17 protein-coding genes and 1 pseudogene are annotated in these 24,092 nt (G+C 65.1%); 11 read left to right on the top strand and 7 right to left on the bottom strand.

From position 1 onward, the window contains the following. Both A9W99_RS04655 and A9W99_RS04650 read right to left on the bottom strand, forming a co-directional pair. Positions 1-1,181 (bottom strand): annotated as a pseudogene (locus tag A9W99_RS04655) (DUF222 domain-containing protein); the annotation flags it as partial. Positions 1,182-1,342: 161 nt separating this feature from the next. After that, positions 1,343-4,639: a LuxR C-terminal-related transcriptional regulator gene (locus A9W99_RS04650; protein WP_067374158.1), complete on the bottom strand. Its 3,297-nt coding sequence runs from the start codon at positions 4,637-4,639 to the stop codon at positions 1,343-1,345. Positions 4,640-4,891: 252 nt separating this feature from the next. On the opposite strand from A9W99_RS04650, the gene A9W99_RS04645 reads away from it, so the two are divergent. Together A9W99_RS04645 and A9W99_RS04640 are read left to right on the top strand one after the other, a co-directional pair. Then, positions 4,892-6,139, top strand: coding sequence for a cytochrome P450 (locus A9W99_RS04645; protein WP_067374134.1), 1,248 nt, complete (start codon positions 4,892-4,894; stop codon positions 6,137-6,139). Between the two features lie 136 nt (positions 6,140-6,275). Further along, the gene (locus A9W99_RS04640; RefSeq protein WP_067374131.1) at positions 6,276-8,513 is read left to right on the top strand and encodes an NADP-dependent isocitrate dehydrogenase; all 2,238 of its coding nucleotides are present in this window, start codon (positions 6,276-6,278) and stop codon (positions 8,511-8,513) included. Positions 8,514-8,588: 75 nt separating this feature from the next. Here A9W99_RS04640 and A9W99_RS04635 read toward each other — a convergent pair whose 3' ends face one another. Together A9W99_RS04635 and A9W99_RS04630 are read right to left on the bottom strand one after the other, a co-directional pair. Further along, positions 8,589-9,578, bottom strand: coding sequence for an alpha/beta hydrolase (locus A9W99_RS04635; protein ID WP_067374128.1), 990 nt, complete (start codon positions 9,576-9,578; stop codon positions 8,589-8,591). A 31-nt stretch (positions 9,579-9,609) separates the two neighbouring features. Then, positions 9,610-11,106: an NAD(P)/FAD-dependent oxidoreductase gene (locus A9W99_RS04630; protein WP_067374125.1), complete on the bottom strand. Its 1,497-nt coding sequence runs from the start codon at positions 11,104-11,106 to the stop codon at positions 9,610-9,612. 128 nt (positions 11,107-11,234) lie between these two features. Between A9W99_RS04630 and A9W99_RS04625 the strand changes: the two genes are divergently transcribed. Continuing rightward, entirely contained in the window at positions 11,235-12,482 is a 1,248-nt protein-coding gene (locus A9W99_RS04625) for a CdaR family transcriptional regulator (protein ID WP_067374155.1), read from the top strand. 5 nt (positions 12,483-12,487) lie between these two features. On the opposite strand, the gene A9W99_RS04620 is transcribed toward A9W99_RS04625, so the two are convergent. The 3 genes from A9W99_RS04620 to A9W99_RS04610 are packed head-to-tail and all read right to left on the bottom strand — an operon-like array spanning position 12,488 to position 15,016. Continuing rightward, entirely contained in the window at positions 12,488-12,871 is a 384-nt protein-coding gene (locus A9W99_RS04620) for a RidA family protein (RefSeq protein WP_067374122.1), read from the bottom strand. Continuing rightward, positions 12,831-13,718: a phytanoyl-CoA dioxygenase family protein gene (locus tag A9W99_RS04615; RefSeq protein WP_253869593.1), complete on the bottom strand. Its 888-nt coding sequence runs from the start codon at positions 13,716-13,718 to the stop codon at positions 12,831-12,833. The genes A9W99_RS04620 and A9W99_RS04615 overlap by 41 nt, the downstream gene beginning before the upstream one ends. After that, positions 13,715-15,016: an NAD(P)/FAD-dependent oxidoreductase gene (locus tag A9W99_RS04610; RefSeq protein WP_156622935.1), complete on the bottom strand. Its 1,302-nt coding sequence runs from the start codon at positions 15,014-15,016 to the stop codon at positions 13,715-13,717. The genes A9W99_RS04615 and A9W99_RS04610 overlap by 4 nt, the downstream gene beginning before the upstream one ends. Before the next feature lie 154 nt (positions 15,017-15,170). Here A9W99_RS04610 and A9W99_RS04605 point away from each other — a divergent pair, with 154 nt between their 5' ends. The 8 genes from A9W99_RS04605 to A9W99_RS04570 all read left to right on the top strand — a co-directional run bounded on the left by A9W99_RS04605 (position 15,171) and on the right by A9W99_RS04570 (position 24,077). After that, positions 15,171-16,283 (top strand): adenylate/guanylate cyclase domain-containing protein, encoded by a 1,113-nt coding sequence (locus A9W99_RS04605; protein WP_067374117.1) that lies wholly within the window; start codon positions 15,171-15,173, stop codon positions 16,281-16,283. Positions 16,284-16,317: 34 nt separating this feature from the next. After that, positions 16,318-16,968 carry a TetR/AcrR family transcriptional regulator gene (locus tag A9W99_RS04600; protein ID WP_067374114.1) on the top strand — a complete coding sequence of 217 codons (651 nt, stop codon included), beginning with the start codon at positions 16,318-16,320 and terminating at the stop codon, positions 16,966-16,968. Positions 16,969-17,183: 215 nt separating this feature from the next. Then, positions 17,184-18,290 carry an NDMA-dependent alcohol dehydrogenase gene (locus tag A9W99_RS04595; protein WP_067374112.1) on the top strand — a complete coding sequence of 369 codons (1,107 nt, stop codon included), beginning with the start codon at positions 17,184-17,186 and terminating at the stop codon, positions 18,288-18,290. Positions 18,291-18,524: 234 nt separating this feature from the next. Beyond that, positions 18,525-19,832: a saccharopine dehydrogenase family protein gene (locus A9W99_RS04590; protein WP_067374108.1), complete on the top strand. Its 1,308-nt coding sequence runs from the start codon at positions 18,525-18,527 to the stop codon at positions 19,830-19,832. Between the two features lie 36 nt (positions 19,833-19,868). Beyond that, a complete protein-coding gene (locus tag A9W99_RS04585) occupies positions 19,869-21,194 on the top strand; it encodes a saccharopine dehydrogenase family protein (protein WP_067374103.1) in 1,326 nt (441 codons plus the stop codon). Between the two features lie 10 nt (positions 21,195-21,204). Then, a complete protein-coding gene (locus tag A9W99_RS04580; protein WP_067374099.1) occupies positions 21,205-22,545 on the top strand; it encodes an FAD-binding oxidoreductase in 1,341 nt (446 codons plus the stop codon). A 21-nt stretch (positions 22,546-22,566) separates the two neighbouring features. Continuing rightward, complete coding sequence (locus A9W99_RS04575) at positions 22,567-23,268, top strand: transporter (protein ID WP_067374095.1); 702 nt, start codon at positions 22,567-22,569, stop codon at positions 23,266-23,268. A 38-nt stretch (positions 23,269-23,306) separates the two neighbouring features. Further along, positions 23,307-24,077 carry an SDR family oxidoreductase gene (locus A9W99_RS04570; protein ID WP_067374152.1) on the top strand — a complete coding sequence of 257 codons (771 nt, stop codon included), beginning with the start codon at positions 23,307-23,309 and terminating at the stop codon, positions 24,075-24,077. Positions 24,078-24,092 lie beyond the last annotated feature (15 nt).

Here is a 24,092-nt window from a genome sequence, read left to right as displayed (position 1 = left end):
TGGGGCCGGGGCCCGGGGGGACCGCCGGCGGTGGGCCTGGGGGTGGGCGGGCCAGCGAGGCGGCGCTCAGGGTTCGTCCGTCGCTGTCGGTGACGATGAGATCGTCGGCGGGTCCGCTGATGGTGATGACGCCGCGGTGGTGCAGCCGATGATGGTATGGGCACACCAAGATTAGGTTTGCCAGTTCGGTTTCCCCGCCGTCTTCCCAATGCCGGATGTGGTGGGCGTGCAGGCCCCGGGTGGCCCCACAGCCGGGAACCGCGCAGGTGGGGTGGCGGTGCTGCAGGGCGCGGCGCAGCCGCCGGTTGATCAGACGGGTGCTGCGCCCGGCGCCGATGACTTGCCCGTCACGCTCGAACCACACCTCGGCGATGGCATCGCAGGTGAAATAGCGGCGGTCGGCGTCGGTGAGCAGCGGACCCAGATGCAGACCCGCCAGGCGCTCTTTGACATCCAGATGCATCACCACGGTGGTGTGCTGGCCGTGCGGGCGCCGGGCCGCCTCGGCGTCCCACCCCGCCTCGACCAGCCGCATAAACGCATCCGCAGTAGTGGGCAACGGGACGGCATGATCGGAGCCGCGCCCACCGGTGTCGTGCTCGCGCTTCCACCGCGCCATCAACGCATCCCGATGCGAGGCCAGTGCCGCGTCGAACTTCGCGGCATCCAGCCGGCGGAAGGGTGATCCGCCACGACGTGGACTGCTCATCGCAGATCCTGCTGATCGAGCGCTCCGGCTCAGGGTGAGGTTCGGGTTGAGGGCGCGGCGCCAACCTGAGCGCGGTGCGCAACTGGCCGACCGTGGCCACCGCCGCCAACTCGGCATAATGCTCATCAGAGCCCTGCGCGGCCCGCGCCGCGATCACCCCGACCTGATCCAACGACAGCCGACCCTCACTCATACCCGCCGCGCAGCGCGGAAACTCCTCGCGCCGGCGCGCCACCGTGCTGATCGTGTGCGCAGTCGCCGAGGACACCCCCAGCTTCCAGGCCACCAACGCCGGCACCGACCGCGCCCCCGTAATCCCGCACAGCTGGTCGCGATCGAGCTCGGCGACGATCTCCACGATCCGCCCATCAATCGCATTACGCTGACCGGCCAACTCCGCCAACTGCTCAAACAACACCCCAACACGCTCGGCGGGGCTCACCGGCGCGGCAGGCGATGCGGTCAAAGACATACCCGCATCATGACAGCCACCTACGACAAAACCCCCCACCAGCGGATACACCACCCACATCAACGAAAAGACGCCCGACAGCGGCCAGGGGCGGCCTGCACGGTGCGCACATTGGGACGTCGACACCCTCGATCACCGGTCGCGTTCGGCGATGAGCGTCATTAGATGTGCCGTGCTGCCTCTTGCGCAAGCTGAACGCGCGAAGCTAGGCCAAGCTTGGTGTAGACGTGGGTGAGGTGAGTTTCCACGGTGCGGGGTGAGATGAAAAGCCTTGTGGCAACGTCCTTATTGCCCAAGCCCGCACTGACTAGCCGAACAACGTCCAGCTCGGCCGGGGTCAGCGAGCCCCAGCCGGTGGACGGGCGTTTGCGTTCGCCACGACCGCGCTGCGCGTAAGCGATCGCCTCTTCGGTGGACAACGTGGCGCCCTCGGCGCGGGCGGCCTCGAAGGCGTCGTGGCCCATGGCATCTCGCAGCACGGCGACCAACGCTTCGTAGTCGCCTCGATAAATCTGGTACTGCACCTCGCCGGTGCGCAGTCGGAGGGCTTCTGCTGCACCAACGAGTCTGGCCGCTTCGGCGTAGCTTTCGGCCTGTGCGGCCAACCGGGCGAGAAAGTCGAAGACTCCGGGCACGCCTAGCTGTACCCCGGTATCGGTCGCGCACGCCAGCGCGTCGTGCGCGTCACGCTCAGCTGCCTCCGCGTCGCCTTCGGCGAGTTCCACGAGAGCACGAGTGATCAGCGCCAGCATCCGGAAAAATCCCCGGTTTGCCAACACGGCTTGATCGGCCCAGAACCGGGCGGCGACGACATCGCCTGCGGCAAGCTCGGCTTCGGCTCGCCACACCGTATTCGTCGTCGTAAACCCGGCGTCCGGTATGCGGCTGTAGGCCTGTGCGAGAGCATCCTTGGCGGCCGCAACATCGCCCGCGGCGACATGCGCACAACCCAACGTCAGATAGCCGAGTCCCTCGATCACCGCGCCGAATTCGGCGGCGGACTCGATGGCCGTTTCCGCGACGGCGCGCGCGGCGGCGGTTTTGCCTTGCCACCCCAAGACAAAGCTCTGCGTCATGAGGCCGTTGAACCTGCACAACGGGTCGCCTGCGGTGTCGGCGTCGGCGATCAACTCCCGCAACTCTGCATCGGCGCCCACGAGGTTTCCCCGTACACACCGCCCGCCGGCGATACCCCACAGACGGCACTGGCCGGACGCGAACCGGTCGCCAATCGCGTCGGCAAGCTCACGCCCTTCCACGGCCGCGTCCTCCGTTATCGGGTCCCCGGCAATCATGGCCGCATACGCCTGAAAGCCCAGCAGCTGGCTCAGTCTCCATTTGTCGCTTAGAGCGCGTGCCAACTCTATGGCCTCCGCGAAGTACGTCGCCGCTTCTTCGGCGTTGAACGCGGCCGTGCCAACACAGGCGGTGAGGGCGCGGACCAACAGGGAGGGGTCGTCGAGTTGGCGCGCGATCGCCAGCGCCTCGGTGGCCTGCTCCTTCCTCTCCGGTACGCCCACCCAGCCGTCGAGCAAAGCCGCGTCGGCCAGCGTCCGCGCCAGCACCGCGGGCGCAACCTCCCGGTCGGTGGCGTCTTGCATGAGATCGAGGTCGGCCAGTGCCTCATCGATCCAACTCAGCCCTTCGCGTAGGCGGCCACGGGTGAGCCACAGCGGCTGCAGGGACGACGCGATCTGTAGTGCCAGTTCGAGATCAAAGTTTTCGCGGCTCCACGCGAACGCCGCGCGTAGGTTGTCGATCTCGATTTCTGTTTGCTCGACGCGCTGCTGGTGTCCGGTGGCGGCCGGGGCGTCGAGCATCGCTGCCAGCGCGGTGTAGTAGTCCCGGTGACGGGCCCGCACAGTATCGGCTTCGCCGGACTCACCAAGCTTTTCCAGGGCGTACTGACGCACGGTTTCTAGCAGCCGGTATCGCATTCGGCCGCCGGTGTCGTCGGCCACCACCAGCGATTTGTCCACGAGCAAGCTGAGCTGGTCGAGGATCTGGTAGCGCTCGACGTCGCTGCCGCCCGCGACGGCACGAGCGGCGGCCAAGTCGAATCCACCCATGAACGGCGCAAGCCGGCGAAACAACACCCGCTCGGACTCCGTCAACAACGCGTGCGACCAGTCCACTGACGCTCGCAAGGTTTGCTGTCGGCGCACTGCAGTACGCCGCCCACCGGTCAACAACCGGAAGCGGTCATTCAGACTGTCCACGATCTCGTCGAGCGACAGCGCCCGCACCCGCGCGGCGGCGAGTTCGATGGCCAGCGGCATCCCGTCGAGGCGACCGCAAATCCCGCGCACCGCCGCGACGTCGCTGTCGGACATGGTGAATTCGGACCGCGCCCGGCGCGCCCGGTCGACGAACAGCTCGATGGCATCGTCGTCCAAAGAGAGAGACGGCACCCGCCACGTCACCTCGCCGGCCACCCCGACCGGCTCACGACTCGTCGCCAGCAACGTCACTCCCGGACAGCCGCTCAGCAGCGCGGTGATTAACGCAGCACTCGCATCCAAGAGGTGCTCGCAGTTGTCCAGCAGCACCAACATCCGACGATCTTTCACGAACCGTATGAGTGTGTCTGTTGTAGAGAGGCTTGGCTGGTCCGCCAGGGCGAGGGCCTCAGCCATCGCAACCGGCACCAGGTCGGGGTCGGCGATCGGTGCCAGGTCGACATACCAGACTCCGTCGTCGAAATCGCCGGCCATATGGGCGGCGACCTGTATGGCCAGTCGGGTCTTGCCCACCCCGCCCGCGCCTGTCAGGGTGACCAGCCGGTCGGCGGAGAGGGTCCGCCGCACGCCGTCAATCTCCGTACCCCGGCCGACGAAACTAGTGAGTTGCACTGGAAGATGCTCGGCAGCAACAGTTTTCGAAGTTCTCAGCGGCGGGAAATCGTTGCGGATATCGGGGTGGCACAGCTGCACCACCCGTTCGGGGCGGGCGACGCCGCGCAGTTCGTGCCTGCCGAGATCGGTCAGCCACGCGTCAGCCGGAAGTGCGTCGACGACCAAATCCTCGGTGGTGCCCGAGAGCACTGTCTGGCCGCCGTGGGCCAGATCGCGCAACCGTGCCGCCCGATTGATCGTCGAGCCGATGTAGTTGCCCTCGTCGCGTAATTGCACCTCGCCCGTATGCACGCCGATCCGCAGCCGGATCGGGGCAAGCGGCGCACGCTGCAACTCCAATGCGCACGCGGCCGCCTCGGTCGCGCGGGCGAAAGCGACAACGAAGCTGTCGCCCTCACCCTGCTCGACCGGCCGCACCCCGCCGTGAGCGGCGAGCAGGTCGGCAAGTGTGCGATCCAAGCGCGCGACGGCGGCCGTCATCTCCTCTGGTTGGGTCTCCCACAACCGAGTCGAGGCTTCGACATCTGCGAGCAGCAGCGTCACCGTTCCCGTCGGCAGCACGTCGCTCCAGTTCAACTCCGCACGTGGATCAGTTTCGGTCATGCTAGCCAGCATCTCGGGGCGAGAAGCCGCAAACATCAGGGAAATCCCGTACTTCGCGTCGCGGAGCCAGCGAATTCGTGGCCCGGCTGGGCGATGGTCACGCCGGCATGACGTTCGGTGGCGATGGTTGCGCCGGCGTGACGCTCGGCGCGCGATCTCACGCCACCAGAGTTCAGTTACGTGTTCTCCCCGATGGTCTGGCGCTCCGCAAAAGCCAGGCTCAAGTCGACAACCCGACCGAGGAGGACCACCATGACTGCGACCGTCGACGGATCCACCTGCCCGAGCGTTTTCGACGCCGGACTACCGACTCTCAACTACCAGCACGCCGAACACCCCGACGACGCCCACGCGATCATTCGCGACGCCCGCGAGAAGTCGCCGATCGCGATCGGGCTATACGGGCCCGAATTGCTGACCTACGATCTCGTTCACACCGTCCTCCGCGACCCCCGATTCCGGGTGCCCCAAGGGATGTTCCTTGCCGCGCAAGGCATTACCGCCGGCCCGCTGTGGGACCGCCTCGCCGCTAACATCATCAGCCTCGACGGCGACGAACACCGTCGGCTCCGGCGACTGGTGGCCAAAGCCTTCACGCCGAAAGCGACCGCGCGACTGGGCACGACAATCGTCGACATCATCACCGGACTTGTTGACCGCCACACCGGCCGCGGGACCTGTGACGTTGTCAGCGACATTGCCCGCCAATACCCGATTCCGGTCATCTGCGCGCTGCTCGGGACGCCACCCGAGGACTGGGAATTGTTCTCCCGCTGGGCCGATGACATCTTGGAGGCCTTCGGCTGGAATGCAGCCGACAAAACGCCGACGATCCTGGGCGCATGGGATGCCCTCGACGCCTACATCGACGACATGGTGGCGCGTCGGCGGTGCACATTGACCGACGACCTGATATCCGAGCTGATCCGTGCCGAAGACCCGAATTTTCCAGGCGATCGGCTGAGCGCCGACGAACTCCGGATGCTCGTCGCCGCGTTGCTGCTGGCGGGGACCGACACCACCCGCCTCCAGCTGGGTGCCGCGGTCCACGTGCTGTGCGATCACCCCGACCAATGGGCGCTGTTGGGCCGGCGCCCGGAGCTCGCGCGCAGTGCCGTCGAGGAGCTCATCCGCCATTCCCCGATCACGTTCGTTACGTTGCGCGCAGCCGTCGAGGATGTCGAACTCGCCGGAGTCAAGATCCCGGCTGGCACGATCGTGGTCGTCAATACCGGGTCGGCCAACCGAGATCCTGCCGTCTACGACGACCCCGACCGGCTCGACATCTGCCGCGTCGGCGCCCCGCCGATCCAGACCTTCGGCGGCGGCATGCACTACTGCCTCGGTGCTAATCTCGCGCGCCTCGAGCTGGCTGAAGCGCTGACGGTTATGACACGGCGGATGCCCAACGCCCGCCGCACCGGTCCTGCGCCTTGGAAACCGGTCACCGCCCTGGGCGGGCCCATCACGGTGCCCATCGAATTCGACATCGCGCACTGAGATCGCGAAGCGTTCGGGTCGGCAGCACTAGCGAAACCGACCCTGCTCATGTCACACATAACGTGGAGCCGGGATACTGGGAGCCGTAAACCATGGAGCGCCTCAAATCCACGACAGCGACGCCGGGAGAACCGCCATGAGCGACGAGCAGCCGACCATCATCTACACGCTGACCGACGAAGCGCCGTTATTGGCGACCTACGGTTTTCTGCCGATCTTGCGGGCTTTCGCCGAACCGGCCGGCATCAAGATCAAAACCAGTGACATCTCGGTGGCCGCGCGCATCCTGGCGGAGTTCCCCGACCATCTCGACGAAGACCAGCGCGTGCCGGACAACCTCGCCGAGTTGGGCAAGCTGACGCAGGAGCCGGACACCAACATCATCAAACTGCCCAACATCAGCGCCTCGGTGCCGCAACTCGTAGCCGCCGTCAAGGAACTGCAGGGCAAGGGCTACAAGATCCCGGACTACCCGGAAAACCCCAAGACCGACGAAGAAAGGGAGATCAAGGAGCGCTACGCCAAATGCCTTGGCAGCGCGGTAAACCCGGTGCTGCGTGAAGGCAACTCGGATCGTCGCGCGCCGAAGGCGGTCAAGGAGTACGCGCGCAAGCATCCGCACAGCATGGGCGAATGGTCGATGGCTTCGCGCACCCACGCGGCGACCATGAAGCACGGCGACTTCTATCACGGCGAGAAGTCGATGACCCTGGACCGAGCCCGCAAAGTGAAGATGGAATTGGTCACCAAGAGCGGCAAGACCATCGTGCTTAAGCCCGAGGTGTCGCTCGACGAGGGCGACATCATCGACAGCATGTTCATGAGTAAGAAGGCGCTGGTCGACTTCTACGAAGAGCAGATGGAGGATGCCCGCAAAACCGGCGTGATGTTCTCGCTGCATGTGAAAGCCACGATGATGAAGGTCAGTCACCCCATCGTCTTCGGCCACGCGGTGAAGGTCTTCTACAAGGACGCGTTCGAGAAGCACCAGGCGGTCCTTGACGAACTGGGCGTCAACGTCAACAACGGGTTGGCCGATCTCTACGACAAAATCGAGACGCTGCCCGCGTCGCTGCACGACGAGATCCTCCGGGACATGCACGCCTGCCACGAGCATCGCCCCGAGCTGGCGATGGTCGATTCGGCCAAGGGCATCTCCAACTTCCATTCGCCCAGTGACGTGATCGTGGACGCCTCGATGCCCGCGATGATCCGCGCCGGCGGCAAGATGTACGGCGCCGACGGGCGTCCCAAGGACACCAAGGCCGTGATGCCGGAGTCCACCTTCTCCCGCATCTACCAGGAGCTCATCAACTTCTGTAAGACCAACGGCGCCTTCGATCCGACGACCATGGGCACGGTGCCCAACGTCGGGCTGATGGCCCAGAAAGCCGAGGAGTACGGCTCGCACGACAAGACGTTCGAGATTCCTGAGGACGGCGTTGCCAACATCGTGGACATCGACAGCGGGGAAGTACTACTGACGCAAAACGTCGAGACCGGCGACATCTGGCGTATGCCCATCGTCAAGGACGAGCCGATCCGCGACTGGGTGAAGCTGGCCGTCACCCGTGCCCGCAACTCCGGCATGCCGGTGCTGTTCTGGCTGGATCCCTACCGTCCGCATGAGAACGAGCTGATCAAGAAGGTTCAGACATACCTGAAGGACCACGACACCGAGGGTCTCGACATCCAGATCATGTCGCAGGTGCGTTCCATGCGTTACACGCTGGAGCGCCTGATCCGCGGGCTGGACACCATCGCCGCCACCGGCAACATTCTGCGCGACTATCTCACCGACCTGTTCCCGATCTTGGAGTTGGGCACCAGCGCCAAGATGCTTTCCATCGTTCCGCTGATGGCCGGCGGCGGAATGTACGAGACCGGCGCGGGAGGCTCGGCGCCCAAGCACGTCCACCAACTGGTGGAGGAAAACCATCTGCGCTGGGATTCGCTCGGCGAGTTCCTCGCATTAGAGGCATGTTTCGAGGATGTGGGCATCAAGGCCGACAATCCACGAGCCAAGATTCTGGGCAAGACGCTTGACGCCGCGATAGGCAAGCTGTTGGAGAACAACAAGAGCCCGTCGCGCAAGACCGGCGAGCTGGACAACCGGGGCAGCCAGTTCTATCTGGCCATGTACTGGGCGCAAGAGCTGGCCGCGCAGACCGATGACAAAGAACTCGCCGATCACTTCGCCCGGGTCGCCGATACCTTGGCCAAGAACGAAGAGAAAATCATTTCCGAACTCAACGAGGCCCAGGGCGAAGAGGTCGACATCGGGGGGTACTACTTCCCCGATCCCGACAAGCTCGCGGCGGTGATGCGGCCGAGCAAGACGTTCAACGACGCGCTGGCGCACGCCAACGACTGACGCTCTCGGCATCGACGCTGGTCGAATCCCTGCCCGCAGGCTCGACAGCCCGGCTAGCTCGAAAGCACGTGACGGTCAGGAAATCAGCCAAGGCAGCTTGACAACCAAACGCCCCGTCCGCAGTCGTTCGGCCTGACGGCGGAGGTGGACGTCGGCGGCGCGCGACGGATCGAGTACGTGCGTGAGGAAGTCAAGCTGGTCTTCCAGAATCCGTGCCTGCCATGGACCCTCGTAGACGTCGAGGTGGTCGACGGGGTACTCGCGCAGCTGTGCCCAGTATCCGGCCTTTCTGGCGGCTCGGCGTGCAGCGTTGGGCGGTGCAACGTGGTCGTTGGTGCCGACCTGCATCAACAGTGGACAAGCCAACCGGCTGGCAGAGGCGGTGGGACGGTTCGACGCCACCTTGAGAGCCGCGCGCGCACACACCTCGTTACGCCAAGTCGTGCCGGCAATCGACTCGCAGCCTTCCTCGGCGCCCGGGGCGGTGATCATGGCCAACGTTCCGGGTTGCCCTGCGACCGGCACGTTATGCGGCTCGCGCTTGGTGAGAGCAGAAGCCACGTCGAACAGCCCGTGTCCGGTCAGACGAACTAGTTGGCCGACGCCGGCGTGGCGTGCGAGGTGCGCCAGGGTGGCCAGTCCGTCGGTTGCGGGTGTCAGCGCCACCACGGCCGCTACGCGGTGGTCCTGCGCGGCAACCGCAATCGCGTGTCCGCCCGCATAAGACGTGCCCCACACCGCGATTCGGTCCTGGTCGACGCCGGGTAAGTGCCGGGCTGCCGCAACGGCGGCATGGTAGTCCTGGCGCTGGCGGCGGACCGAAACATCTTGGCGGGGCGTGCCTTCGGAGTCACCGAAGCCGCGGTAGTCAAAGAGGAGGACGTCGATGCCGGCAGCGGCGATGGGCTCGGCGTAGGCAAGCAAGCCGGAGTCCCGGGTACCGCCGAAGCCGTGCGCCATGACAACACACGGGCGCCCGGACTTGGCGGCCAGTGCCTCGCTGCCGGCCGGGATATGCCAAGCGGCGCAGCTAACCCCGTGGCTGGGGAAGGTGAGGTTCTTCATCGTGATCCCTTTCGGCAAGGACACCAGTCGCTCAGGACACCAGCACAGCCGGCTTGCTGGGAGTGAACTTCAGCGCGGCGTCCTCGACCGGGCCTTCGCGCAGACGCTCGGCATCCATTTCGTACGCGTGCTTGAAAGCCCACGGGCCGCGGGTCCCTCCCCGCGGGAACTTGGCGATCCCCCGCTGAACATAGCCGGAGCTCATGTCCATCGCCGGCACCCGCTCCATGTGCGGATCGTCCAGTACCGGTTCGACCATGCCGTAGCCGTGCGCGTCCATGTAGTCGAGCAGTCGGCAGAAGTGCTCGCAGACCAGATCCACCTTGAGCGTCCAGGAGATGTTGGTGTAGCCGACGGCGAACGCGAGGTTGGGCACGCCGGAGAGCATCATCGCCTTGTAGATCGTGGTGTCCGGCAGATGCACTGGCTCGCCGTCGACACTCAGCTGGACCTTGCCGAAGACCGACATGTTCAGTCCGGTCGCGGTCACGATGATGTCGGCGGCCAATTCCTGGCCCGACTCCAGCAGGAGGCCGGTCTTGGTGAACCGCGCTATCCGGTCGGTGACCACCGAGGCCTTCCCGGACGAAAGCGTCTTGAACAGATCACCGTTGGGCACCATGCAAAGCCGCTGGTCCCACGGGTCGTAGCGCGGGGAAAAGTGGGTGTCGACGTCGAAGTGCTTGGGCAGCTGCCGGCGCACGTTGGCGATCAGCAGCCTGCGCATCAGTTTCGGAGCGCGCTTGCAGGCCTTGAAGAGGCCGCGAGCGAGTGCGATGTTCTTGCGTCGAACGATCTCGTACGCGCGCTCATGTCCGAGCGTTTTGTTCAGGGTGTTGGCAATCGGGTCCTCGGCCGGAATCGAGAACACGTAGCTCGGGGAGCGTTGCAGCATCGTGATGTGACTCGTCTTGTCGGCCATCGACGGGATCAGCGTGACAGCCGTTGCGCCGCTGCCGATTACGATCACACGCTTGCCGGTGTAGTCCAGATCCTCCGGCCAGTGCTGGGGGTGCACGACCTGACCTTCGAAGTCCTCGACGCCGGCGAACTGCGGTGTGAAGCCTTCCTCGTAGTCGTAGTAGCCGGTGCCCATGAACAGGAATCGTGCGGTGAAAGTCGTTGTGCCGCTGTCGGAATGCTGCGCGGTGACCGTCCAACGCCCGTCCGACGTGTTGAATTCCGCGCGCAACACCCGATAGCCGAAACGAATGTGCTCGGCCAGCCCGTTCTCGGCGACGGTCTGCTGCAGATAATCCATGATGATGTGCCCGTCGGCGATCGACTTGCGGTGCGTCCACGGCTTGAAGCTGTAGCCGAAGGTGGGCATGTCCGAGTCCGAGCGGATGCCCGGGTACTGGAACAGGCTCCACGTGCCGCCGATCGAGTCGCGGCCCTCCAGTACCGCGAACGAAGTACCCGGGCGGCGGGTCTTGAGGTGGTATGCCGCGCCGATTCCCGAGATTCCGGCACCCACGATCAACACGTCGAAATCCGTGGTCTGCGTCTGGTTGGTTGTGATCGTCACTGGTGTCTCCTGGCCTGGCTGACGGCGGGGCTGTGGTGTGTTGTCACGGTATGGCCGCAACAAGCGTTTTGGTATGTCTTCTCGCCTAGTCTTGGCGCAAAGATATGTGCGATGGCACACTTGACTGGATGCTTGGCGAGGAACTGTCGCCCGAGATAGCCGAACTGATGGGCGGCGTAGCCGAATCGATGCTGGCCGATCTCGACGACCTGGTCGCCGAGATGGACGCCGCTGAGCTCGATCTGGCCCCGACGCTGGGTGCCGACGCGGCGATCGTGGCGGATATGTCGGCGAGCAATCGCGCCAATGCGGTGCGCCTGCTCACGACATTCGTCCGTCGCGACGCCAAGCCGACGCCCATCGACGTCCCGCCCGAGGCGCTCGACATAGCGCGAACGGTTGCCCGGCGCGGCATCGACCTCGACGTGATCTTCCAGTCCTATCGTCGCGGGCAGAATGTCGCCTTGCGGCGCTTCCTGGCGCATGCCACCCGCGTCGTCTCGTCGGGCCCACTGCTTGTACAACTGCTCGAGGTCTCCTCGCAGCGCATGTTCGAGTACGTCGACCACGTGATCGCCGCCGTGATCACCGCCGCGCAACGCGAGCGCGAGGAACTGCTTGGCGGCGCACCGGCGCGGCGCGCCGAAACCATCCGGCTGATCTTGGACGGTGCCCCGATCGATCGCCGCCGGGCCGGTGAACGTCTGGGATACGAGTTCGCTCGGCGCCACACCGCGCTGGTGCTGTGGACCCAACCGCCCGGCGAGCAACACGGCGCCCTGGAGTCCACGGCCACCACCTTGGCGCGCGCCGCCGGGGCAAGACCTCCGCTCACGCTGTCCGTCGGAACCTCCGCACTCTGGGCGTGGTTGGGCACAGATGCCGAGCCGGCACTCGAAGCCATGCGTAGCGCAATCGGCGAAGCACCGCCCAACATCCGCGTCGCCGTGGGGCCGACGCGGACCGGCATCAGCGGCTTCCGCCGCTCCCACGACGCGGCCTTGACGATCCAGAATCTGCTCGTCGGGCACCCGGGCGGTGCCCGGCTCGCGTTCTACCATGACCTGGAAGTCACCGCGCTGGCCGCGCAAAACCGCAGCCGCGCAGCGGAATTCGTCGCCACAACGCTCGGGCCGCTCGCCGTGGACACACCCGATGCGGCACGTCTTCGGGAGACCCTGCGGGTATTCCTCGACGAAGCCGAGAACGCACCCCGTGCCGCCGCGCGACTGCACACCCACCGCAACACGGTTTTGCAGCGAATCGCACGCGCGACTGAGGTACTCGGTCATCAGCCCGGCGAGCGCCGGTTGGCGATCGAGCTGGCTCTTGAACTCGCTCACCAACTCGGCCCGCCCGTCCTGACTTCAACCTGATTGCGTCAAGTCGTCCGCGCCGTCACCTGGATCTCGACCAGCGCTCCCGGAGCAGCGAGCTCAGAGATCCCGACGGCGGTCCACGTCGCGTGCGGCGCCGGCATGAACTGGTCTTTGACCGCGGTGAACGCTTGCAGGTGCGCACGCAGACCGACATGGTAGGTGGTCATTTCCGTCACGTTTGCCAACGTCAGACCCGCCTCCTGCAGCAACCCGCGCAGGTTCTCGAAAGCCAGGGTGAACTGGGCCGTCGGATCCTCCGGCACGCTCTGATCGGGATGCATGCCAATCATTCCCGAGCATCGCAGGTAATCGCCGTCGACCACGGCGGGCGCAAAATGATAGGCGTCATAGATCGGCTGCATCCACTCCGGGATGACTTCTTTCATGGCGGCTCCTCCGGTCAGCGTAGCTGTGCGAAGTAGCTGTTTCGGTAGGGGTCGCCAGGTGTCGCGATGGGTCGTTGAGCGAGCTGGCGTCGTATCCATAGTTTGCCTTGATGTCGGGCAGTGGCCGGTAGAACAGCTTGTCGCCGAAGAACCGCAGGACCAGGGTATGGCGCGTGGGACAGTCCGGCGTCACCGGAGCACCGCCATGGAGGCTGCCGGAGTGGAACACCAGCGCATCGCCGGGCTCGATATCCCAGGAAATGACGTCCCACGACGTCGGGTCCTTCTTGCGCTCCGCCTCTATGTCCGGAAGCCGGGGGAAGTAGTCGCCACCCCAGGCCGGGGCCGTGGGGTCGGCCGGATCGAGGTAAGACGTGCCGTCGTACTGGACGCCCAGGTGGGAGCCTCGCACGATTTCGAGTGAATTCTTCTTGGGGATCCGCTCGAAACTGATCCAGATGTTGAGCAGGTGCGGACCGTTGGCCGGCAGGTACGAGGTGTCCTGATGCCAGGGCGACCGCCCGGCCTTGCCGCCTGATTTGATGAACAATTCCTCGCCGAGGAACCATACGTTCTGCGAGTCCCACAGCGAAGCCACGAAGTCTTGCAGTCCGAGCTCCTTGATCAGCGCTAGGTACTGCTCGACGTTGGCGGGGTTGCCGTATTCGTTGAAGTGCTCGTCGTCCGTCCCCGCATAGACCTTGCTCGGCTGACCCGGGTGGGCGATTCCGTAGTCGAAGCACTCGCGTGCGCGCTCGAGTTCTTGGGGCGTGAACAAGCCGCGGACGACGATGGCGCCGTCATCGGCCAGGTCGCGCTTCATCTGCTCGGTTACACGCACGCTCATCGGGCGCCCTGGCCCAATGCCGCAGCGACGTTGCGGGCTGCGTGCGCGCCGGTATCCATCGCGCCTTCGATAGCGCCGGCATCCATGGCTGCGATATCGCTTCCGGCGAAGTGGATTCGACCGTGCGGCTTGCGCAGCTCGACAGCGCCGTTGGTGAAGTGTCCGGGCCGGTGCAGCATCCAGCCGCCTTTGGCGAACTCGTCGGTGGTCCAGTCGTGGCAGGCCGTTTCCAGCACGTGGATGTCGGCGACGAATGTCCGTAGCGCTGCCTGCACGGCTTCTCGGTCGGTGGCGTCGATGGCGGCGGCGTTGCAGCACAAGCACATGACGAGTGTGTGGCCGTCGGCGTGGTATTCGACTCGGGCGGCGTTGATCGGGTTCTTGCCGACTGGGGCCACGGCTTGGAACGGCTCTAGTTCGCCCTTGGCCCGGACCCAAATCTTGGAAGCCATGATCGGGTTCTGCTGATCGATCATGGTGCGCGCCGCTTCTGGGACGTCCGGAGTAAACGTGATGTCTCCCAGGGTGTTCAGCGGCAGTGCGACGACGGCGGCGCGCGCGCGGATCTGATCGCCGTCCCGCGTCGTCATGGTGACGTCAGAGCCGTCGTCGGCAATGGCGGCAACGGGTGTGGACAGCCGCAGCTCGGCGTTGGACTCGGCGACAATGGCCTCCGCCAGTCGCTTGGTTCCGCCTTCGATCGGCCAGGTGCCAGCGGTTTCGAAGTATGCGTCCCAGTGGCCGAAATAGGCTGCGACGCCCGCCAATAACTGTGCGATGCCATGTTCCTTGTAGTTGGTCACCAGCGCGGCCATCGCCCCGTCGAGCAAGTCTCTGTCGTGCTCGGAGAGGTTCAGCGAGTTGAGCCGGTCTTCGAGAGTTTCCTGCTCGATGGCGCTGGTATCGACCGCGTTTACTTCGAAGGGCAGCGGAAACCGGGCCCGTGCGTCGGCGACGTATCGACCGATCAGCGGTGCGACGGCCGCGCCGTACTTCTCCGGCGTACCGGAATGAGTGGCACCGTCGGCGAGCCAGTAGACCTTGGCGGGTTCCAGCGGCACCGCCAGTGGTATGTGGTGGCGCTGAAGCTCTTGCCACATGTTCGGCTGAGTCCAGTGCACGTAGGTGCCGCCGAACTCGACCTGACGACCGAAAGCCTCACCGGTAAACGTGCGACCGCCGACCCTGTCGCGCGCTTCGAGGAGAATCACCGAGTAGCCCTGCACGCTTAGATCGCGTGCCGCGATGAGCCCGGCAAAGCCGGCACCGATCACCGCGGCGTCATAGGTTTCGGCCAACGTCTTCTCCAGTCCTGACGGCCTGCCGGCGCAACGGGTTCTGTGCTTGAACTCGATCCCGAATCGTGTTTGAATTTATGGTACGTAGTGAATCCTGTCAACCTCGACGCCAACGGGAGAGTGCGTCAGGACCCGAGGCAATAGGGTGAAACGCATGGCGTCAGACGTCGATATGGAAGCGTCGGGTCTGCTCGACGGACTCGAGGGTGCCGCACGCCAAGACCGCGCCGAGCTGATCGCCTGGTTACTCGATCGGGGGTTCACTCTCGAGCACATTCGCGAATCGGCGGCCGCGCCTATGATGTTGCCCGCCTACCGGATCCTCGGCGATGACGGAACCCTGGTATCTGCGCGCGAAATCTGCGAGTCCACCGGGATCGAGCTCAGTGTGCTGCAGCGTATGCAACGAGCCATCGGCCTGCCGCGGATCGCCGACCCGGACGCTGCGATCTTGCCGCGCGCGGACGCCGAGGCGGTGAAACATGCCAAAGTTTTTCTGGATATCGGCTATGACCCCGACGATGCGGTTGCCGTCATGCGAATACTCGTGGAGAGCCTGGGGCATGCCGCCGCAATGATGCGTGAGGCGGCCCTCAAGACCCTGTTGCGGCCAGGTGCTTCCGAAATCGAGCTCGCCCAGGCGACCGAGCAACTGGCGAAGATCGCGGTTCCGCTGCTGGCACCGATGATGGACGACCTGATGCGAATGGAAATCCGTCATTCGGTTGAGACCGAGGCCGTGAACGCGGCGGAACGAGCCGCGGGAACACTGCCGGGTGCCCGTCCGGTCACCGTCGCCTTCGCGGATGTGGCCGGCTTCACCCAGCTCGGCGAGGCACTGCCCGCGCAGGACCTTGAACGTGTGGCCAGCCGGCTCGCCGAGATCGCCCACGACGTGGCGATAACTCCCGTCCGATTCATCAAGTCGATCGGCGACGCGGTGATGTTGGTCTGTCCGGAACCCGCGCCACTGCTTCAGGCCGTGCTGGATCTCGCGGTAGCGGCGGCAAATGACCTGCCGCCGTTGAGAATTGGCGTGGCGTCCGGATCGGCGATCAGCCGGGCCGGCGACTGGTTCGGCAGTCCGGTCAACCTGGCCAGCCGGGTCACCGCCAGCGCACACCCGGGAACGGTTCTGGCTGCGGAGTCGACGCGTGATGCCGTCGGCAATGCCGGGAATTTCGAGTGGTTTTCGGTCGGCGCGCGACGGCTCAAAGGCGTGCGCGCCGAGGTCAAGCTCTTCCGGATTGAACGCGCCGACCGCTGACAACAATGGCCAAAGGTTGATACGATCCCGAATCGTGTTCGATAATCAGCTAACATCCTCCACGCCTCCTCGCTCCGCCCCGATGCAGCGCCGCGGGCTCGAGCGGGTGCAAGCGATTCTTGACGCCGCCGAGACGCTGCTCTGCGAACAGGGTTACGAGGCCGCCACTTTGAAAGCGATCGGTGAGCGAGCCGGCATCCCGACCGCTTCGCTGTATCACTACTTCTCCGACCGGCATCAGGTTGATGCCGAGCTCGTGCAGCGCCATCTACGTGAACTCGACGCCCGCATCTCCGCGTCGGTGAACCGCTCCAAGTTGCGCACACTGCGCAACGCCATCGACGCGGTCATCGATCCCTACCTCGCCTATTTCCGCGAGCACCCCGACTTTGTCCAGCTGTGGTTCGCGGGCCGCACCCCGACACTCAACGAAATGGCGCTCGCATTCGACGAGTCGCAGGCAAAACTGTTCTGGAGCTTCCTCATTGAGCACAATCTCGTCCGTGCTGACACCCCGCAACTCGTCGTACAGCTCGCGTTCGAAGCCGGCAACCGACTATTCGACGTAGCGTTCCGGCTGTCCGCGACCGGAGATGACGCCACGATCAATGAGGCGCGCCGTCTGCTCACCGCCTATCTCGAGACGTATGCCCCCCACGGATCCAAAGTTCGACGGGCGAGATGAGAATCCGCACTGTGTGCGGCTCCCAACCGCCCGAACACGCTGCCAGGGCGGCTTTTTCGCTGATTTCCCGCCCAGAAAACACGCTCGGCGCAACGGGCGCTTAGGACTGATTGGGGTTATGAGTTGTTGACAACCCCGCACTTCCCAACTTAAAATCGAACCCGATTTCAGATCGTTTTTGTGCCGATGCTCCGTCGCCCCCGAAGGAGATTCCGGTGAAGACCACAGCAGCAGTGCTTTTCGGGGTGGGCAAGCCCTTCGAGATCATGGAACTCGACCTCGACGGTCCTGCTGAAGGCGAAGTGCTGATCAACTACACCGCAGCCGGACTGTGTCACTCCGACCTGCATCTCACCGACGGCGACCTGCCACCCCGTTTCCCGATCGTCGGCGGCCACGAGGGTGCCGGCATTATCGAGGACGTCGGTCCCGGTGTCACCAAGGTCAAGCCCGGAGACCATGTGGTGTGCAGCTTCATTCCCAGCTGTGGTCACTGCCGGTATTGCTCGACCGGCAGGCAGAGTTTATGCGACATGGGCGCCACCATTCTCGAGGGTTGCATGCCCGACGGGTCGTTCCGATTCCACGGCGACGGACAGGATTTCGGTGCGATGTGCATGCTGGGGACCTTCGCCAAGAAGGCGACGATCTCACAGCATTCGGTGGTCAAGATTGACGATTGGCTACCCCTCGAGACCGCCGTTCTCGTCGGCTGCGGCGTGCCGACCGGCTGGGGCAGCGCCACCTATGCCGGCAACGTTCGTCCGGGCGACATCACCGTCGTGTACGGCATCGGCGGTATCGGCATCAATGCCGTGCAGGGGGCGGCGCACGCCGGCGCCAAGTACGTCGTCGCTGTCGACCCGATAGCACTGAAGCGCGACACCGCAATGAAATTCGGTGCGACACATGCGTTCGAGGATGCCGCCGCAGCGGCCGAGAAAGTGAACGAATTGTCTTGGGGCCAAGGCGCGGACCAGGCCATCGTCACCGTCGGCACCGTCGACGAAGGGGTAATTTCGGCAGCGTTCGATATCGTCGGCAAGGGCGGGACCGTAGTCGTCGTGGGTCTCGCCGACCCCGCAAAAGCGACGATCCACGTCTCCGGTGCCATGCTCACCCTCACCGGAAAGACGATCCGCGGCACCCTGTTCGGTTCCGCGAATCCGCAATACGACATCGTGCGGTTATTGCGGCTCTACGATGCCGGCCAGCTCAGGCTCGACGAACTCGTGACCACGAAATACCGTCTCGAAGACGTCAACCAGGGCTATCAGGATCTGCGTGACGGCAAGAACATTCGCGGCGTGATCGTTCACTGAGACAGTTCGCCGAACGTGCTCTGAGGGCGACAATTTGGCGATTTTTCCGCCCTGGTTGCACGCTCGACGCGGCGGCTGTCAGCCAGGCGCGGCAACGGGACTTGCGCCGCTGGCGGGACATTGACAGGGCGGTGCCTTCGCTATAAACTCGAATTCGAATCGTGTTTGGTTTTTGCGGATCGGCAGCATTTCGTCGCCGCGGCTTCGGCTAAACCAACAGAACGGAGAGGGTTGATGGCCACAGTTAGCGCCCCGAAGCGAATTGTCTTCATCGGGGCCGCAGGAGAGATGTGTCGGCTTGCCATCGAACGATTCGCCGTCGCCGAGGGCGACTGGGAGCTGGCCCTCTACGACATTCGTCCCGAGCTCCTCGATCAGTTGCTACAGCGGCTGCCGGCCGGGCTGGCCACCGCCGCACGGCTCGACCTGTACGACGCCGAGGGGCTTCGCGACGCCATCGAAGGAGCAACGCTCGTCGTGCTCGGCGCCGGTCCGTACAACCGCACCGCCGGCCCCGTGATGGAGGCGTGTCTGGCGGCCAAAGTGCCATATCTCGATTTCGACGACGATATCGAAAGCACCCTGCACGCACTGACTCTGCACGACGATGCTCGAGCGGCCGGGGTGCCGATGTATGTCGGCTGCGGCGCGTCTCCCGGCATCACCAACATGCTGGTCGCTGATGCGGCCGGCGAATTGGACTCCGTCGAGAACATCGATGTGTATTGGGTAGTCGGCGATGAGCGCGGATCCATCGGCCGCGCGGTTCTCGACCACATGCTGCGCGTCGCCGCCGGGCCGTGCATGACCTGGCAGAACGGCGGGCCGGTGATGCACCAGTCCTGGCTGGAGACCCGCTGGACGGAGTTGGGCGGCGGACTGGGGCTGACCATGGTGCACGAGACCGCTCACCCGGAGCCGGTGACGTTGCCGCGAAAGTACCCGGATGCCAAGAACATTCGCTGCTTCGGCGGCCTGGATCCAGCGCCGTACAACGGCCTTGTCCGCGGCGTCGGCCTGGCCGTGCAGAAGGGCAAGATGCCCATGGAGGAGGCAGTGGACTTCCTGGAGGCCCTGATGACAAACAAGCTCGGCAGTGTGAAGGGCTGGCGCCACGCCCTATCGGGAATGCGAAACCTCGTGCGTACCGGGGAGGCGACGCGCACCGAGCTGATCAAGTTCCTTGTCTTGGCGGCGGTGGGCCATACCTTCCCCTACAAATCGGGCTTGAAGGTGGAGGTGACCGGAATCCGGCATGGCATACCCACGGTGGTCTGCCGCCGTACCCCGGTGTGTGGCCCCGGCACCTACCTGTTCACCGACATGGCAGCGGCGACGGGAACGGCGTGCGCCGCGTTCATGGTTGTCGCACTCGACGACGAGTCCTCCACCCGCGCAGGGGTATTCACGCCCGAAGAATGGGCCGAACCGGAGCAGTTCTATAAGGCCCTCGAACGTGTCGGCACCCCGCGCGACGAGATCCTCGACGTCCCGGATTCGATCGGTACGCCCACGCACCACGTCCGCGCCGCCGCGAGTTGAGCGGGGCATTCCAGAGCCAACTGAACGGAGAGGGTCATGGCTTTGAGCAGTAACACACGGCGAATCGTCTTCATCGGGGCCGCGGGTGATATGTGCCGGGTAGCGATCGAACGCTTTGCCCGCGCAGCCACCGATGGCCAGGACTGGAAGTTGGAGCTGTACGACATCGCGCCACAGGCGCTCGACGCGCTCGTCGGGAAACTTCCACCCGGATCGGCGACCGTCGGCTCGTTCGACCTGTTCGACTCCGCTGCCCTGCGCAATGCGATCGAGGGTGCGTCGCTGGTCGTCCTGGGCGCCGGACCGTACAACCGCACCGCCGAACCCGTCATGCAGGCCTGCCTCGAACTGCGGGTGCCATACCTCGACCTGGACGACGACGAGGCCAGCACCCGTGCCGCTCTCGCGCTCGACGCCAGGGCACGCGAGGCCCGCGTGCCGATCTTCATCGGCTGCGGGGCATCTCCCGGGTTCACCAACGTGATGGCCGCCGACGCCGCCCGCGACATGGACACCGTCGAACGCATCGACGTCTGCTGGGCGACCGGTGACGAAGGACCGGTCCCGTTCGGTCGCGCCGTCCTCGACCACGCGATCCGCGGCTTCGCCGGCCCCTGCCACACCTGGGAGAACGGCCGGTCCGTCGTCCACCAGACGTTCATCGAAAACGACGTCTTCGATCTGGGTCACTCCTTCGGCGACGGCTACCGCCTCTACGAGTGCGCGCACCCCGAATCGGTCACCATGCCGCGCCGCTGGCCGGGCGCCGACCGGATCCGCGTCCTGGGCGCGCTCGATCCACCGCCCATCAACGGCATCATGCGCGGTATCGCGGTCGCCGTCGAAGACGGTCGGCTCCCGATGGACGACGCCATCGACTTCGTCAACGACATCGCCACCGACAGGACCGGGGCGCTCAGCGTGTGGCGATATGCGCTCGCCGGCCTGTGGGGCAGCGTCAGACGCCGCGAGATGACCGCATCCGAAGTGCTCAAGTTCCTCGCAACGGCCGCGCGTCGCAAACACCCCGATTATCGCGGCATCAACTACGTCCGGGTCACCGGCATCCGCGACGGCGAGAAGGTCGTGTCCATCCGGCGTCTGCCGGTCAGTGGACCGGGTACGGCCATCGACTCGATGGCGGCAGGCACCGGATCGGCCACCGCGGCCTTCATGATCTTGGCGATCGCGGACCTCGACGGCGCCGCCGGTGTCCTGTCTCCCGAGGACTGGGCGAACCCCGAACGGTTCTACGCCGCGCTGGCCCGCACCGCCGGCGCACCGCTGCACGAGGTGGTCGAAGCCGTGATCAGCCCGAGCACCGCGATCACGGCACGCCGCGCAGCCGTCGACGCACGTTAAGGGCCGAGTCATGGACCTGCTGTCGCGGACCGGGTGGGCCGAGCTGGACATCGTCGGCGAACCCGCCCTCGCCGACGACATCACCTGCGACGTCGTCGTCATCGGCGGCGGGGGCGGCGGCATGTCGGCGGCCCTGCGACTCGCCGAATCCGGCGCCGACGTCGTGCTGCTCGAAGCGCAGACGTGCGGCTGGGGTGCCACTTCCCGCAACGCGGGGTACGTGACGAACTCGGTGGCCGCCGATCCCGGCCTGCTGGCCATGACGAACTCCCGCAATCGGTTGCGCGCCCTGTTCGCCTACGCCGAACACGCCGTCGAACACACCGAGCGGGTCATCGCCGACCGTGCCATCGACTGCGAGTACCAACAGGAAGGGATCGTGTTGGCGGCCGTCACGAAGGGACAGCTTCGCAAGGTTCGCCGCAGTGCGCGGATCGCGTCACAGGCCGGGTCATCTGCCGAGTTCGTCGACGGCCGCGAGGCAGGTGTGCCCTACGGCTTCCTCGGCGGCATGCGTGAAGGTGTCGGCGGCACGCTTAACCCCGGCAAATATGTCCGTGGCCTACGCGCTGCTGTGCTGGCTTCCGGCACAAGGGTTTTCGAGCACACGCGAGTGCATGACGTCACCGACGGCCCGCGCGGGGTACTCGTCGAAACCCAGCACGGCCGGGTCCGCGCGGATCGTGCGCTGCTCACCACCAACGCCTACGGACGCGACCTGCCGATCACCCCGAAGCGACTCGTGTCGCCGGTGTGGACGTCGCTGGTGGAGACCGAGCCGATCGCCCCCGAACGGCTCGACGCCCTCGGCTGGACCAGTCGCGCACCCGTGGTCACCGCGCACATGATCATGGAGAACTACCGGGTGACGCCGCGGGGCACCATCGTGTTCGGCACCCGCAAACTGGAAACCACCCGCGGCCCACTCGAGGCCCGTACCCCGTCGAAAACCCTCGCCGCCGATCTGCTGCGTGGCTTCCGGCAACGCTTTCCGACTCTCGCCGACGTGCAGCCTCGCCGGGCGTGGGGCGGGTGGATCGGCATGAGTTCCACCTGGCTTCCGCTCGCCGGACAGGTGTCGCCCCGCGTGCTGTATTCAATCGCGTGCAACGGTCACGGTTTCGCCCAGGCGCAGTACGTCGGGCACATGCTCGCCGATCACATCGCGGGCGAGCCGATGGCCGACGACCTGGCCACCATCTGGCATCGGGGCGGCATGTTCTGGCCCGGCATGGTCAATTCCACGGCACTGAACCTCATCTGGCTCGCCGACCGCGCCTCCGACCGCCTGGCCGCCCGCGGGAAAAAACAATCGCCACTGCGCGGCTTCGTCGCCCAACCGACCGCCTGAAATACCACCCAAGGAGAAATCGTGTCCATCCGAGAATTGCTCTTCGCGGTCGCAGACATCTGGATGATTGCCGTCGGATTCACGTACGGCGTCAAGTTCATCCGGAACCACCAGAACTATCTGCTCGGCATCGAATGGCTCATCATGGGGACGTCGGGAACCAACTTCTTGATCTACGGCCTCGTCCACGCCGGACACGACAGCCCGATGTATCACGTCGCGTACTTCCTGGACGCGTTCTCCCGCTCCATCGGCTTTACGCTGATCTTGGTATTCGGGTTGATGAAGGTCACCCATCGGTACAAGCCGTCCGCAGCGGTGGACGTCGGCGCGTTCGCCCTCGCAGCCGTTGTCGGTTTCGTCCTTTCCGAGTTCGCCGCGCAAATCGGTACTCCCGGCAAGATCTTCTACCTCGTGACGATGGCGCTCACCTCGTTGTTCTTGATCTACTTCATCGGACGCCTGTGGGACATCGGTGAGCGCGCACACGCTGTGTGGGTCGCTGCCGCCACCGCCTGCAACATTGTCATCGCCGCGATCTACGACTTCGTCCACATCCCAGGCGACGACTCGGAGCACACGATCTTCTACATCTTGGCGCTGTCCACCTGGGGCCTGATGATGTTCGTTATCTACCGCGCCTACCGCGCATTCGACACGCACAACATCCGCGCCGACGCCCATACCGTGGGCGACGCGTCCGTAACGTCGACCCGCATTTGATCAAACAAGAACGTGGCAAATACCAGAAGGGTTGTGACATGAGCGGACTTGATCTCACCGGCCGAACCGCCGTCGTCACCGGCGCCTCACGAGGTATTGGACTGGCTGCGGCACAAGCGATTGCGGCAGCCGGAGGCAACGTCGTCCTGACGTCGCGCAAACAGGAATCTGCGGCTGCCGCGGCAGAACAGGTGTACGGCAACGCGATTGGCGTCGCCGCGCATGCCGTCGACGAAGGAGCCGCCCAGCGCTGCATCGACATCGCGCTCGAAAAGTTCGGCAGCGTCGACATCCTCGTCAACAATGCCGGCACCAACCCGTCCTACGGCCCGGTGACCAATCAGGACCATGCCCGCTTCACCAAGACCTTCGACGTGAACCTGTGGGCACCGATCCTGTGGACGTCGCTGGTGACGAGCGCGTGGATGGGCGAGCACGGCGGCGTCGTCACCAACATGGCATCCATTGGCGGGATGGGATTCGAGGCGAACCTCGGGCTGTACAACGCCTCGAAGGCCGCGCTGATCCACCTCACCAAGCAGATGGCGCTCGAACTCTCCCCGAAGGTCCGAGTCAACGCCGTCGCGCCCGGTGTCATCCGGACCAAGCTGGCCGAGGCGCTGTGGAAAGAGCATGAGAGCCAGTTGAATTCGGCGACCGCATTGGCGCGGATCGGAAAGCCTGAGGACGTCGGCTCGGTCATTGCGTTCCTGGTCTCTGATGCGGCGAGCTGGGTCACGGGCGAGACGTTCGTGCTTGACGGCGGACAGCGCCTCGGTGATGCTGGGCCCTTCCGGAAGTCGGCATAGAGTTGGCGGGCAGCC

Origin of the sequence: Mycobacterium sp. 1164966.3, from assembly GCF_001665395.1 — a bacterium.
GTDB lineage: Bacteria > Actinomycetota > Actinomycetes > Mycobacteriales > Mycobacteriaceae > Mycobacterium.
Note: the sequence above shows the minus strand (reverse complement) of the source record. Positions and strands in the feature narration are given on the sequence as shown.